Origin of the sequence: Arsenicibacter rosenii (assembly GCF_001870735.1) — a bacterium.
GTDB lineage: Bacteria > Bacteroidota > Bacteroidia > Cytophagales > Spirosomataceae > Arsenicibacter > Arsenicibacter rosenii.
The window spans coordinates 284,252-298,779 of the sequence record NZ_MORL01000002.1 but is presented as its reverse complement, the minus strand read 5'-3'; the positions used below and the strand labels follow the sequence as shown (position 1 = coordinate 298,779).

The following is a 14,528-nucleotide window of genomic DNA, read 5'->3' as shown; positions in this document are numbered from 1 at the left end:
AATACTGCATAGACCATGAAAGTTTCGCCAACCCAACCCTTTCAACTCGTGTATTCGTTGCTGGAACACGAATTCCTGGGCTACCTGATCGAAGCCTTTGTGGTACAACGTAACTCCAAAGGCGAACTGACACTGCTCAACCAGACGTTGTCGAGCCAGAACGCCGGAGAGTTTACCAAAGGCCTCGACGAACGGGATTTTGAACTGATCCGGCTGATCGACGCGATTCAGCAAGATACGATTGTTAAGAAATATAATACCCGCAAGCTGCCCTCTGTCGACTTCTTTCTGAAACTCTACGATCCGCAAAAAGGCGATAAAGTCATTCAGGAGGCCATTGCCGGGTATCTCGAACAAATAAAGGCACGGATTCTGGAACGACTGCCGGGCAAACCGCTCTACATCATGGGCTCCGACAGCAATCCGGCCTGGATGCCTGTCGAATGGGTCGACGAACCGGCGCGGGTGCATTTTCACTTTGTCCGGAATCCCGACGCGACTCATTATTTCCCGATTATCCGGCATAATGGGGAGCGCGTGCAGTTTCAGTTCAAAAATGCCATGCTCCTGTGCGATGAGCCTGCCTGGATGCTGATCGACAAAAAACTGTACCACTTTGCGCAGAATGTCGACGGCAAAAAGCTACGGCCGTTTCTGAATAAAAACCATATCGTAATTCCTAAAAACATCGAGGATCAGTACTACAACCGGTTTGTAGTACCGCTGATTGCCAATTACGATGTGTTTGCCAAAGGCTTCGAAATCCGGAGCGAGGCCATGGAACCGGTACCCATTATTACGCTGGCCGAACACCGGACCACCAGTCAGACGGCCTCGTTGACGCTTTTTGACCAGTCGGCCACTACCGTTGCCGACGATGAAGACGACGATAGCCGGATTATGTTTGATCTGTCATTCCAGTACGGCAATTTTACGTTCCGGTTCGATAGCTTCTCGACCCAATCCAACGTCAGTCTGGAGAAAAAAGGCGATGACTATCTGTTTCACAAAATCCGCCGGGATCTGCGGACGGAGCGCAACCGGCTTACCCAGCTTTGCAACAACGGCCTTGATCTACGGCAGGGGCGGCTGTCATTGCCGAAAGCAGAAGCCTTCAGCTGGCTATCGACTAACCAGACCTTCCTGAAAGATACCGGCTTCATGCTCCGCCAAAGCGCCGATGACACCAAACGGTACTTCCTGGGCTATTCATCAATCGACGTAACCATCCGCGAGAGCAACGACTGGTTCGACATTTACGCCAATGTCCGCTTCGGGGAATTTGAGATCCCGTTTGTAAAACTCCGGTCGCTGATTCTGAATAAGAAACGGGAATTTACGCTGCCCAACGGCGAAATAGCCGTCATTCCCGAAGTATGGTTTACCCGTTATTCTGAGCTGTTCTCCTTTCTGGAAAACGACCATATTGATCAGGACCAGCTCATTCTGCGTAAACACCATCTGGCCCTGGTGCAGCAACTGGAAGAAGAAAGCCTGGCATCGGCCATCATGAGCCGCCGGCTGGAAGGCCTCCGTAATTTCGAATCGATCGACAGTTATCCGCTGCCCGCCGATTTCAAAGGCACGCTTCGCCCATACCAGAAAGCAGGCTATGACTGGATGCATTTTCTCCGGCAATTCCAGTTTGGGGGCTGCCTGGCCGACGACATGGGTCTGGGAAAAACCGTGATGACGCTGGCTATGCTGCAACAGCAGAAAGAACTCGGTGCACAGGCGCCTACGCTGCTGGTGATGCCCACCTCACTGCTTTATAACTGGGAACTGGAAGCCCGTAAGTTTACCCCTAATCTGCGGGTAATGCTCTATACCGGCACCTACCGCGATAAAAACACAGCCCAATTTGACGGGTATGACCTGATTCTGAGCTCATACGGCATTGTCCGGATCGATATTGACATTCTGAAAACCTACCGGTTCAACTATGTCATTCTCGACGAATCCCAGGCGATCAAGAATCCGTCTTCGCACATCACGAAGGCCGTTATGCAGCTCAATGCAGCAAACCGGCTGATTCTGACCGGTACGCCACTGGAAAACAGCACCATGGATCTGTGGTCGCAGATGACGTTCATCAATCCGGGGCTGTTGGGGAATCAGACGTTTTTCCGGAACGAGTTTCAGATTCCGATTGAGAAGCGCAATGATGAACAGAAGACCCAGCGGCTGTATACCATCATCAAGCCGTTTATGCTCCGGCGCAACAAACGGCAGGTAGCCACCGATCTGCCGGAGAAGGTCGAAAGTGTACTGTTCTGCGAGATGACGCCCGAACAGGAACAGCAGTATGAGGAAGCCAAATCGTATTACCGCAACCTGATTCTGGAACGGATTGAAGAAGATGGTATGGCCAAATCGCAGATGGTTGTGTTGCAGGGCCTGACCAAGCTACGCCAGATCGCCAACCACCCGCGCCTGATTGACGAAGCCTACGAAGGAGATTCCGGTAAGCTCTCAGACGTACTGATGCGGATGGAAATCGCGATGGCCGAGGGGCACAAAATTCTTATTTTCAGCCAGTTCATTAAACACCTGAACGTTTTTCAGGAATACCTGAAAAAGAAAAAAATCCGGTATGCCTATCTGGACGGTTCAACCTCCGACCGGAAATCCCAGATTGAACTGTTCCAGAAAGACGAAAGCATTAAGCTGTTTCTGATTTCGCTCAAAGCAGGCGGGCAAGGCCACAACCTGACCGCTGCCGACTACGTGTTTATCCTCGATCCGTGGTGGAATCCTGCCAGCGAAGCGCAGGCGGTAGACCGTGCCCATCGTATCGGTCAGCAGAAAACGGTATTTACCTACAAGTTCATCACCAAGAATTCGGTTGAGGAAAAGATTCTGGCTTTGCAGCGGTCGAAACAGAAATTGGCCAGTGATTTAATTACAACTGAAGAAAGTTTCGTAAAATCGCTGACAAAAGAAGATCTGCTGGTTTTATTAGAGTAATGATTCGGTCCGAAAAAACGTATTTTATCAGTGCACTGGCCCTCCTGGGCCTTTATTTTTTGCCCTATCTGCTGCTCGGTGAGGATGCTTACGTAACGATTCACGACAACCTCGACAGCGATTTTCTGTATCTGCATATCCTGAAGATTTCCCGCACCGCCTTTGCCATGGACCCGATGGCTGTTGTGCCGAACATGATGAACGGTATTCCGCGCGCAGCCCTGCGGTCGGGCCTGAATCTGGAGGTCGTGTTGTTTTATTGGCTGCCTTCCTATACGGCCTATGTCGTCAATCTGGTGCTGATTCGCCTGACGGGTTTTATCGGAATGTGGCTGTTACTGCGCCGGTACCTGCTGACAGAACCCTCATGGGCACTGATCCGGATCGGTATTGCGGTTTGTTTTGCGATAGTTCCCGGGTATGTGGTCCATGGTATTTCGGTGAGTGGTCAGCCCTTATTGCTGTATGCCTTTCTCAACATAGCCAACGACCGGCAAACCCAGAAAGACTGGCTTATCATCGGTCTGTTCCCTTTCTATTCATTTCTGGTCTGGGCCGGTCTATTTATTGTTATTGCGCTGGGCGGCTTATGCCTGTATCTTATGTGGACGCAACGCCGGTTTCATGTCCGGTTGCTGATCGCGACCGGACTGCTGGCCTTTGGGTACGGTATCAGCGAATGGCAGATGATCTATTCGTTTGCCGCCAAACTGTATGTGTCGCACCGCACCGAGTACGATTATGCCCGACTCCTGCCCAAAACATTTGTCCACTGCTGGGGCAAGAGCGTGCAGTTGTTCAGCGATATTCAGTACCATTGCGGGAGTTACTCAACAAGATGGATACGCGGTACGCTGGTTGTTGCGGCGATCTATGCCTTTTTGCACAAAGACGGTAAAGCGCTACGCCGGCTGGCCGCCTGTCTGCTGCTGATCATCGGTATTTGTCTGTTCAGCGGTTTTTACCGCTTTCCGGCTATCTGGCCTGGTAAGGGCAATTTACTACAGTCGTTCCAGTTCGACCGGTTTTATTTTCTGCTGCCGGCCATCTGGCTATGGCTATTTGCCCTGGCACTGCGTATCATTCAACAACCGCGCTGGTTTTTGTACGTGCTGGTGCTGGGACAGGCCGGTATCATGATCGACGCTAATCACGAGTGGCGGGTGAATCTGCGTAAACTGGCGGGCAGACCAACGCCGGGATTTATCTCGTACCGGTCGTTTTATGCCACAGAGCAGTTTGCGCAGATCCGCGACTATATCCGCCAGCCCCAGCCTGCCTATCGCGTAGCCAGTATCGGGCTCAATCCGGCGGTTTCGCTGTACAACGGCTTTTATGCCCTCGACAGTTATCAGAATAACTACCTGCTCAGCTACAAACACGCTTTCCGGAACGTAATTGCCGCTGAGCTGGCCAAAGCACCCCGCATCCGTACTTATTACGACGCCTATGCCTGCCGTTGTTACACGTATGTGGCCGAATTAGGAATGAAAGAAGCCGCCTTTTCCTGCGGCAAAAACAGCAGGAGCCAGGTGAAGCATCTGGTACTGAACACAGCAGCCTTCCGCGCCCTGGGCGGGCGGTACCTGCTTAGCGGTATACCCATCCAAAACACAGCTATCAACCACCTGAAGCTGGTACGGGTCTTCAACGACCGTACGTCTTACTGGCGTATTTATCTCTATGACGTCCTATAACAGATAAACGCCTTCATTTTCTGTATCGCTCAGCACAACCTGTACATGTTCGGCAAGCGTAGTGCTGAGGGCATACCCTTTGTAATCAGCCGCAACGGGGTAACGCGGGTGATTCCGGTCAACGAGCACGGCCACCTGCAATTTTCGTACCGGTGTGGTCAGAAACGGCTGAAGACTGAATGTTAAGGTACGGCCGGTGTTCAACACATCATCCACCACAATGACCACTTTATCAGCCACCTCAACATGAGCTTCACTCAACTGAACGGCGGGCTGGGCCTGTTGGTGTTTATCCAGATCAATCCGTAATAAAGAGACGTCAAAAGGGGCAATATGCGCCAGTGCTTCCTGCAAACGGCGGGCAAACACATAGCCTTCCCCCGAAATACCGGCTAAAACCAAGGCAGATTCCTCAAAATTGTTCTCGTAAATCTGAAAAGCAATTCGCCGGATCTTCTGACGAAGCTGCTCTGCTGTTAATATCAATTGCGCAGAAGTAGTCATTTCTTAATTATTTAAGCCTGGCCGGGCGTAATGTCTGCTCCTGAAAAGCAACCTTTTCCTCCTCAGACTATGCATAGACGCAAAATTCTGAAAAATATCCTCGTAAACGATACACGATTTGGCACAATTTTCGCCGAGCGTGAGTATATGTCAAATGAAATTTTCAAAAACAACAGTAACACTTAAATTCATTTGACAGACCTCTAAAGCAAATTCAGCAATTATTTCTTATTGTTTATGAACCGTATTGCAAAAAAGTGTTACACATTTTTCGTAGCCTTGTTGTTTCTTACTATTACCCTTGGTAATTCTTCAGACAGCAATACTGTTGAAATCTTAAAACAATCCCTTCAGCGGGGTCAGGCCCACCAGTTATCCATGCTATTCGACAAACAGATTGAATTAGTCATTGAATCTGAGACCGTTGACTTCCCTTCGGTATCAGCCAATCATGCCGAACTGATCCTGCAGTCCTTTTTCAGAAAGCACCCGCCCCGCCGCTTTCAGTACATTTATCAGGGGAATACGACAAAGCTGCGGTATAGTACCGGTATTTACGAAACCCAGGATCAGGCTTTCTCAGTGTATGTGCTGATGCGTCAGGATGCACACCGCCAGCTGGTGATCAATACACTGCACGTCAGGAAGAACAAGTGAAAGTAAAAAAACCCTGCGCTCTGGCCGGATCGTCATACCCCGGAAACCATAAATCGCTTTATCTTTGTGCCTTCATTTTAAGGTACTATGATTGTCAAAACAAAAAAATACGCGATCGATCAAAAGACGTATATCAACATAGCGCTTCGCCTGTGGGTGAAAGATAACTGGAAATGGGGTTTTATCCCGCTCGGTCTGATTTTGGTGAACGCGATTCTGGGCATTACAGGCATTTATCCCAACATCTGGATCTACATCGTTATTCTCCTGCTCACCATTCTGTATGTACTGTTCTGGGCCGTGCAAATCACCGGTATCTCTCAGATGGAGCAAAGCAAACCCCTTTTCGATAAATACATTTATGAAATCGACAGTCGGCAGATTCTGATGCGCATCAACGCCAAGGAAGGCGGACTGCTGAAGTGGGATCAGATTAAGGACGTAGTGAAGGATAAAGACGCCTATATCGTGTTCCTCGACAACGAACAGGCGCTAAAAAATGTGAAAGCCAGCTGGTTTGCCAGAACAGTAACCCGTGGCTTGTCAAAAGCGCAGTTTATCTACTGGCCTTTCAGTATTTTCAACAGCGAGCATGATCTTAAATTCCTCGAAACAATCCTGAAACGGAAGGAATTGATTAAATAAAAAGTATGCTGCAAACGGGACCAGGGGGAAACTGATTTTCCCCTGGTCCCGTTTACTTGATCAGACAAACTCCGCGCCTTTGTCTTTAGCATCGGCCACAAAGTCTTTCACTTTCTGTTCTTCTTCTTTGCGGCAAATCAGCAGTACATTGTCATATTCCGCAACGATATAGCCGTCCAGTCCGTTGATGGCCACCAGCCGGTTCGCCGGTGTTTTAATGATGCAGTTTTTCGTGTTGTACAGCATCACGTTTCCATCTATTACGTTCTCGCTGCTGTCCTTTTCGGATACTTCATAGAGCGACTTCCACGTACCCAGATCCGACCAGCCAAAATCACTCAGGACGACATAGACATTATCGGCCCGTTCCATCACCCCGTTATCAATCGAGATGTTTTTGCAGAGCGAATAGGCCTTACTGATAAATGCCATTTCCAGATCGGAGTAATAAGACGGCTTCCCTTCTTCAAATACTTCGGCAAGATCCGGCAGAAACGCTTCAAACGCACGGGTAATGGCATTAACGTTAAAGACGAAAATACCGGCGTTCCAGACAAACTCACCGCTGTCGACAAACTGCTTAGCCAGTTCCAGATGCGGCTTTTCCGTAAAGGTCTTCACCTTTTTCAGATCACCTTCTGAGTCGGGCAGGTACTGAATATATCCGTAGCCTGTATCCGGCCGGCTTGGCTGAATGCCCAGCGTAACCAGGATATCCCGCTCCTGCGTGGCGTTGAGCGCAATCCGGATAATCCGGCGAAACTCGTCTTCTTTCAGGATAATGTGGTCAGCGGGGGCCACAACAATGTTTGCATCCGGGTTATGTTCGCGGATTTTGTAACAGGCATAGGCAATACAAGGTGCCGTATTACGGCCGATTGGTTCGCAAAGCACCTGCTCATCCGATAACTGCGGCAGTTGCTGCTGGCACAGGTCCTTGTATTTTTCGCTGGTAACTACATATATATTTTCGGCCGGGCAGATACCGGCGAAACGATCAGCCGTTTGTTGAAGCAGGGTGCGGCCGGTACCTAGTACATCATGGAATTGTTTGGGATTAGTTGTACGGCTGAATGGCCAGAAACGTGTTCCGATACCACCCGCCATAATGACTACGTATGTATTATTCATTGATATTTGTCCTTATCTGATTGAATTGAATCCTGTCTAAAATAGCGTACAAAAATGCGATTTTGTTAATGAATTAATTAAAAACTTTATGCTTTGGCCGGTTTCTTACTGACCGTAATCATTTATGCACAGACATATGTATAAAAAAATTATGGTTTACCCAAAACCTATTCGTACACCTCTTAAGTAAACCATAATTTATATTAGCTAACTACAAGTTATTTTTATTTTTCTTTTAGTTTATCTCAGTCGCCTTCGAATTATCTGTTTCCGTAACCAGGGTTTCAATCTCTTCCTAATCAGATAGCCTGTTAGCGCTATTATCAATAAGTTGATTAACATGATGTCAGTCAGGCACATTACTGATCTTACTACTTCATAGCCTGTAATCTATACGCCTGAATCCGTTGGGCAACATTCTCACGGATATTCATCCAAAAGAGGTTATAATCGGCCCGATGCCAGATTTTCGTACGCAGCAAAGCGGCTCCGGGCACGTGCAGACGCCCGATCCAGAGCAGGCCGTCATGTACCTGCGCATCCGCAGGGCTCGCCAGCAGATTAAATTTCGGGCCTACCCCGCCCTTATTCAGGCTATACTCTGCGTATTTATCCGAAGAAGACCAGGTTAAGGGGTTCGTACATAAGGCCTTGTTCAGGCCATCCGTATAATAAGCCGGCACATAATTCCGCGAGAAGGTATTCCACGACACAAAGCAACCGGTCTGATCGGGGGCTTCACCGGCCGGAATCGTTTTAAAAATGTCTGCCGGCGTGGCGATACCGACCAGATAGGCTACGATTAATTGTTGCTTCAAGGGTTTATCGTCAAAGAACTCAGCGAGTAACCGTCTGGCATGTACTGTTCCCTGGCTGTGGGCCGCAATAATAATGGGTCTGGCCTTGCCGGCCGCGTCGCGGTTGTGATGGTTCATGTAATACAGAAACGCAGCTTTTACATCTTCATACGCCAGCTCCAGTGCCTTCTCCTTGTCAGCCTTATTTTTAGTCAGAAACGAATAGTAATGTGCCTGCCGGTAGCGGGGGGCAAACACGCGGCACGACCCGTTGAAAACCGAGGCCTGATTGAGAATCGTTGACTGATCGACCCACTTATTCATGACGGCATCGGCCACATCGGCGTTCCAGGCCGAGGGTCCTTGCGGTTTGCCGGTATAAATGGTCGGGTGTATGAAAAAAACATCGGCCGTTGCTTGTTTCTGCCCGTCCTGCACCGGTGCACCGGCCGGAATCGAATCGGCGGCGTCTTGCCGGTCGGGCAAAGCGGCCCACGATGCCGGATCCGCATAAGAAGGGGCTACAGGGACCGGAAATGAATCATAACCAATAGCAATCCGGTAAGGGCCGCGCTGGCAACTTACGATAAAGCCAGATATGCTGATTATTAATATGAGATCAAAAATCGGTTTTGGTGACAATCTATGCTTATATAAACCTATTTGTCGGTAAAGCAGTGGCCATTGATCCATGCGAGCCATTTTTTCTATTAAAAAAAGATTTTTTTGAACAAAATGAATAGAATAATTTTAGTTTTGCGATTACTTAATGATTCACAAGCAACCTACGAAACCAATCTATCTATGAGACGAACAACTACGTGGCTGAACCGTTACTTAACGGTCATCCTGTGTCTGGTGACGCTCACAACGATGGCCCAAACCAAGCTATCGGGCCGCATTACTGATGGTATCAGTAAAGAACCGCTCGCCGGGGTAAGTATTGCCATCAAAGGTAAAGTTATCGGTACGATTACCGACACTAAAGGTAACTTTTCGCTCAATACGAACGTTCCGACTCCATTCAACATTGTGGTTACGTCTGTTGGCTATGAAGGCCAGGAGATTACCATCACCGGTAACCGCTCTGATATTAACGTCCAGCTAAAAGAGCAGGTTGTCTTAGGTCAGGAAGTTGTGGTGGCGGCTTCCCGTGTTGAGGAAAGTGTCATGAAGTCGCCGGTAGCCGTAGAAAAAATGGATATCCGTGCCATTCGTGAAACAGCGGCGCCTTCGTTCTACGATGCCATTGCCAACATGAAAGGTGTAGACATGACTACCCAGGGGCTTCTCTTCAAATCCATCAATACCCGTGGATTTAACTCAACCGGTAACCCACGGACGGTGCAGATGATCGACGGTATGGACAATCAGGCCCCTGGTCTGAACTTCCCGGTCGACAACATTGTGGGTATGCCTGAACTCGACGTAGAAAGTGTGGAAGTCTTACCGGGAGCAGCCTCTGCCCTCTACGGCCCGAACGCCATTAACGGCCTGATTCTGATGAACAGCAAAAGCCCGTTTCTGTACCAGGGCCTGAGCGCCACGGCCAAAGCGGGTGTGATGTCGGCCCAGGGACGGACCAAAACAACGACACCGTTCACCGACTTTTCGCTGCGGTATGCGAAGGCGTTTAACAACAAGTTTGCCTTCAAGGTAAACCTGGCCTATATCCGTGCCCAGGATTGGGAAGCCAACAATTACACCAACCTGAACGTTGGCGGCACTCAGAACGGCACCCGCGTAAAAGGCGTTAATCCGGATTATGACGGTGTTAACATCTACGGTGACGAGATTCAGACAAACATCAGCAGTGTGGCCAATTCACTGGTTACGGCGGGCCGCTTACCGGCATCATTAGCCAGCCTGGTGCCTAATCAGGTGGTTAGCCGTACGGGCTACATGGAGCGCGATCTGGTTGATTATAATACCAAAAGCTTCAAGGCCAACGCCGCACTTCACTACCGGATCAACAACCGTGTCGAAGCCATCGGACAGATCAACTATGGTCAGGGTACTACGGTTTACACTGGTACCGGCCGGTATTCGCTGCGGAACTTCAGCCTGACACAAGCCAAACTGGAACTGCGCGGCGATAACTTCACCTTGCGTGCCTACACAACACAGGAACGCTCAGGCGAGTCCTATACTGCCGGTCTGACTGCCGTAAACATGCTGAACGCGATCAAACCTAACGCGACCTGGTTTGGTGAATACACCGGTGCATTTGCGCAGGCCCGTGCCGCCGGTCAGTCTATCGAAGACGCACACGTAACCGCCCGTGCCACAGCCGACAAAGGCATGCCGGTTCCGGGTACAGATGCCTTCAAATCGCTGTTAGATACATATCGTAACAAAGCCATTGTAGACGGTGGCGGCGCATTCCTGGATAAAACCAACCTCTACCATGCAGAAGGGGTTTATAACTTCAAAAACCAGATCAAATTCCTGGAATTGCTGGTAGGTGCCAACTTCCGTCAGTATCAGCTCCGGTCAAACGGAACGCTCTTTGCGGATACGAAAGAAGGTCGTGGCGGTACTATTCCGATCAATGAATATGGTGCATTTGTGCAGGCCGGTAAAAACCTGTTCAGCGACCACCTGAAACTGACCGGTTCACTGCGCTATGATAAGAACAAAAACTTCGACGGTGTCTTCTCACCACGGGTTTCGGCAGTTGGCTCGTTCGGCGACCAGAACCTGCGTATTTCGTACCAGACCGGTTTCCGGATCCCGACGACCCAGAACCAGTACATCGACCTGCCAACACCGGCCGGCACGCTGATCGGCGGTCTGCCGGAGTTCGACGCACGGTATAACCTGAGCAGCGGTATCCTGCGCGATAACCTGTCGACAGCAGTAATTACCCAGAAAATCAAAGATGATCCAACCATTGTGCAGGCTGCCACCCAATACGCAACGGCGGCAGTAACACAACAGGCTACGGCTCAGATAACGACTCAGGTAACGGCTGCGGTAACCACTCAGGTGAATGCTCTGGTGGCTGCGGGTCAGTTACCGGCAGCCAACGCTGCCGCCGCCATTCAGCAAGGTGTCGCGGCGCAGTTGCCAGGGGTTCTGCAGGCGCAGTTGCCCGGCATTCTGCAGGCACAGGTTCCCGGCCTGGTGAATCAGCTGGCGCCGGCCTTCGCGCTGGCAAAACTGCCGAAATATCAGGCAACGCCGCTGAAACCGGAACGTATTCAGTCAATTGAATTTGGCTACAAAGGTCTGATTGCTAAAAAACTGTTTGTCGATGCGTATTATTACAACAGCACGTATACGAACTTCCTGGGGGGTACAGTAATCGTTGTGCCAACACAGCCGGCCGCTCCGGGCTTACCTATCGAATCAGGTATCGGAGCAGGTTATTTCAAAGGATACTCACGGCCGGCCAACGCCCCGGGTAAAATTAAGGTCAACGGCTTTGCCATCAGCCTGAACTATTCGCTGCCACGCGGATTCAATGTTGGTGGTAACTTCGCGAACAACAACCTGGCAAACTTTACGCCTACCCCTGAGCAGCAATATGCCGGTTTCAATACACCTAAAAACCGCTTCAATATCAATTTTGGCCGCCGGATCACCAGCAGCAACAAGTTAGGATTCAACCTGGCGCTGCGTCATCAGGATGGCTTCAATTACGAAGCAAGTTTTATTCAGCCAACCACCATCGGTGTGCCGTTATTCAGCAATACGCAGGTACCAGCCATTACCAACTTCGATGCGCAGGTTAGCTATAAAATACAGCCGTTTAAATCTATCCTGAAAGTAGGTGGCACCAACATCGGTGGCAAAACATACTATCAGGCATTCGGCAGTGCTAATGTAGGTTCGATGTATTACGTATCGCTGACGTTCGATGAGCTGATGAACTAACGACGCCCGGCTCCTCCGGAGTCAGATTTTAATTCCCTGTTTCTTACCCTAACCTTTTACCACAAAGTAAAGCCGCGTTATTTTCAACGCGGCTTTTTGTATTTTTATGGGTCAAAAATCGTGAAGGCGGAAAGGATTATGAAAAGACATCTACACTTACTGTTTGCTCTGTTAGCGGGGCTCCTGTATAGCAACACACTGAAAGCCAACCATATCTACGGTGGCAACATGAGTTTGCAGGCTTCTGCTACACCTGGTTTCTACAATCTTTCGCTATCATTGTTCATTGATAAACGTAATCTGGAACCGAACAGTATTGATGATGTCCTTGGTGTTTATATTTTCAGCAAAAGCACAAACCAGCGTGTCGACCGCTTTGATCTCATCAAAGGGCCATCGACTCCGCTGATTCAGAGTACGTCGGCCTGTGACGCACTGCTGAAACTGGATCTGGATATACTGGTTTATTCACAACTGGTGAACCTGCCGGCCAGTAAGTATACTGATCCGCAGGGCTATTATGTTATCTACGAACGATGCTGCCGGAACGTAGACATTGCCAATATTCAAAACCCCGGCAACACCGGTCAGTTATTCCGGCTCGATTTTCCGGCCGTTGTCCAAAGCGGTATCGGGTTTCAGAACTCATCACCGGATTTTGGTGTCCCTCCTGCCGATTATGTCTGCATCAACCGGCCATTTAAAGTAAGTTTCAAGGCCACAGACGCAGACGGCGACCGGCTACAGTACGAACTGGTTGATCCACTGGCGGGCTATACCACCCGTGCCAACGTGTTTGGTACCGGCAATTCCTACCCGACATACCCGGCCATAAACTGGGTCAGCGGTTTCAGCGCGGCCAAAGCCGTTCCCGGCAATCCTACCCTACAGATTAATCCGACGACGGGCGAGCTCACCGTTACGGCCAGTCAGCTGGGTTTGTATTCCTTTGCGGTACTGGTTAAAGAATTCCGGGGCGGTAAGCAGATCGGGCAGGTACAGCGGGAATTCCAGTTTGTCGTCGTGGATTGTAAGCAGAATAAAACGACACCGCCCGCCATTACCTCCAACGGAGCCAGTCTGTCAGCAATCCTGCACTGCGAGTCAACGCCTCTGACACTAGCCACCGAAAGCGATCCTAAATTTGTCTACCAATGGCAACGCAACGGGGTTGATCTGGAAGGAGAAACCAAGGCTACATTGACAGTTAATGAATTGGGGAACTACACGGTTCAGAAAAAATTCCTCTACAACTGCGGGGTAGATACCGTCTCGCAGGGTGTCAATATTTATTGTGAGACCTATCTGTATATGCCGTCGGCCTTTACACCCAACGGTGACGGTGTCAACGATGAGTGGAAGATTCAGAACATCGAGTCGCTGACAGAAGCGGTCGTTACCATTTTTGACCGCTGGGGTTCGGTTGTGTTCAGCTCAAAAGGGTATATCACCCCCTGGGACGGCACGTTTAAATCAGAAAAAGTCCCGGTAGGTCCTTATACCTATCAGATACAGATTCCACATCAGAAGCCTTACCGGGGCAGCGTACAGGTTTTGTATTAAACCTTTGGCCCGAACGCCAGATCACCGGCATCGCCCAGCCCCGGCACAATGTAATAGTGATCGTTTAAGCGTTCGTCAATCGCTCCCAGCCAGAGACGGCATTGCGGCAAACGCTCCTGTAAAAAGCCAATCCCTTCAGGACTGGCAATCACCGCAGCAATGTGGGTCTGGGCCGGAATCCCGTACCGGAGCATGGCGTGGTATACTTTTTCGATGGACCGGCCCGTTGCCAGCATAGGGTCAACCAGAATCAGAGTACGGCCCGTCAGGTCAGGACCGACAATGTAGTCCATTTCAATTTCAAACTCATCGTCGTCGCTGGCATAACCCCGATAGGCGCCGACAAACGCATTGTCGGCATGGTCGAAGTAGTTCAGAAAGCCCTGATGGAACGGCAGGCCGGCGCGCATGATCGTTGCCAGAACCGGCTGCCGGATAAGCAGCTGCGTTTCGGCTATCCCGAGCGGCGTCTCGACTTTTGTGTTCTGGTAAGGCAGTACCTTAGATAATTCATAGGCCATCAGCTCACCGACACGCTCTAAATTGCGCCGGAAGCGAAGCCGGTCTTTTTGTAAGTTAACATCACGCAATTCAGCAATATACTGATTGGCAAGGGAAGACTGATGAGCAAAAACAAACATAATGTGACGGATCGTTTCGCGGAGGAGAGCGGTAATTTAGCAACAGG

10 protein-coding genes are annotated in these 14,528 nt (G+C 49.9%); 6 read left to right on the top strand and 4 right to left on the bottom strand.

Translation table 11 applies throughout. The features are described 5' to 3' along the window. The first annotated feature begins 15 nt into the window (after positions 1-15). A complete protein-coding gene (locus tag BLX24_RS05180; protein ID WP_071502025.1) occupies positions 16-2,967 on the top strand; it encodes a DEAD/DEAH box helicase in 2,952 nt (983 codons plus the stop codon). Then, the gene (locus BLX24_RS05175) at positions 2,967-4,664 is read left to right on the top strand and encodes a DUF6044 family protein (protein ID WP_071502024.1); all 1,698 of its coding nucleotides are present in this window, start codon (positions 2,967-2,969) and stop codon (positions 4,662-4,664) included. Before BLX24_RS05180 ends, BLX24_RS05175 begins: the two co-directional genes overlap by 1 nt. On the opposite strand, the gene BLX24_RS05170 is transcribed toward BLX24_RS05175, so the two are convergent. Then, positions 4,659-5,168, bottom strand: coding sequence for a phosphoribosyltransferase family protein (locus tag BLX24_RS05170; RefSeq protein ID WP_071502023.1), 510 nt, complete (start codon positions 5,166-5,168; stop codon positions 4,659-4,661). The two genes, BLX24_RS05175 and BLX24_RS05170, sit on opposite strands and share 6 nt — an antisense overlap. A 279-nt stretch (positions 5,169-5,447) precedes the next feature. Here BLX24_RS05170 and BLX24_RS05165 point away from each other — a divergent pair, with 279 nt between their 5' ends. After that, positions 5,448-5,825, top strand: a complete 378-nt coding sequence (locus tag BLX24_RS05165; RefSeq protein WP_310590771.1) for a DUF4783 domain-containing protein — start codon at positions 5,448-5,450, stop codon at positions 5,823-5,825. A gap of 87 nt (positions 5,826-5,912) precedes the next feature. After that, positions 5,913-6,470, top strand: a complete 558-nt coding sequence (locus BLX24_RS05160) for a hypothetical protein (protein WP_071502021.1) — start codon at positions 5,913-5,915, stop codon at positions 6,468-6,470. A 60-nt stretch (positions 6,471-6,530) separates the two neighbouring features. On the opposite strand, the gene BLX24_RS05155 is transcribed toward BLX24_RS05160, so the two are convergent. After that, positions 6,531-7,601, bottom strand: coding sequence for a mannose-1-phosphate guanylyltransferase (locus BLX24_RS05155; protein ID WP_071502020.1), 1,071 nt, complete (start codon positions 7,599-7,601; stop codon positions 6,531-6,533). Between the two features lie 371 nt (positions 7,602-7,972). Beyond that, entirely contained in the window at positions 7,973-8,884 is a 912-nt protein-coding gene (locus BLX24_RS05150; protein ID WP_229201706.1) for a DUF3089 domain-containing protein, read from the bottom strand. A gap of 318 nt (positions 8,885-9,202) precedes the next feature. Between BLX24_RS05150 and BLX24_RS05145 the strand changes: the two genes are divergently transcribed. Further along, positions 9,203-12,277, top strand: a complete 3,075-nt coding sequence (locus BLX24_RS05145; RefSeq protein WP_071502018.1) for a carboxypeptidase-like regulatory domain-containing protein — start codon at positions 9,203-9,205, stop codon at positions 12,275-12,277. 138 nt (positions 12,278-12,415) lie between these two features. Continuing rightward, complete coding sequence (locus tag BLX24_RS05140) at positions 12,416-13,840, top strand: T9SS type B sorting domain-containing protein (protein ID WP_071502017.1); 1,425 nt, start codon at positions 12,416-12,418, stop codon at positions 13,838-13,840. Here the strand turns inward: BLX24_RS05140 and upp are convergent. Further along, a complete protein-coding gene (gene upp / locus BLX24_RS05135; RefSeq protein ID WP_071502016.1) occupies positions 13,837-14,481 on the bottom strand; it encodes a uracil phosphoribosyltransferase in 645 nt (214 codons plus the stop codon). The two genes, BLX24_RS05140 and upp, sit on opposite strands and share 4 nt — an antisense overlap. Positions 14,482-14,528: the final 47 nt, after the last annotated feature.

Coding starts and splice junctions, on each gene's coding strand:
- BLX24_RS05160 (WP_071502021.1), top strand. CDS start 5,913: ATGATTGTCAAAACAAAAAAATACGCGATCGATCAAAAGACGTATATC.
- BLX24_RS05140 (WP_071502017.1), top strand. CDS start 12,416: ATGAAAAGACATCTACACTTACTGTTTGCTCTGTTAGCGGGGCTCCTG.
- BLX24_RS05155 (WP_071502020.1), bottom strand. CDS start 7,601: ATGAATAATACATACGTAGTCATTATGGCGGGTGGTATCGGAACACGT.
- BLX24_RS05170 (WP_071502023.1), bottom strand. CDS start 5,168: ATGACTACTTCTGCGCAATTGATATTAACAGCAGAGCAGCTTCGTCAG.
- upp (WP_071502016.1), bottom strand. CDS start 14,481: ATGTTTGTTTTTGCTCATCAGTCTTCCCTTGCCAATCAGTATATTGCT.
- BLX24_RS05145 (WP_071502018.1), top strand. CDS start 9,203: ATGAGACGAACAACTACGTGGCTGAACCGTTACTTAACGGTCATCCTG.
- BLX24_RS05175 (WP_071502024.1), top strand. CDS start 2,967: ATGATTCGGTCCGAAAAAACGTATTTTATCAGTGCACTGGCCCTCCTG.
- BLX24_RS05180 (WP_071502025.1), top strand. CDS start 16: ATGAAAGTTTCGCCAACCCAACCCTTTCAACTCGTGTATTCGTTGCTG.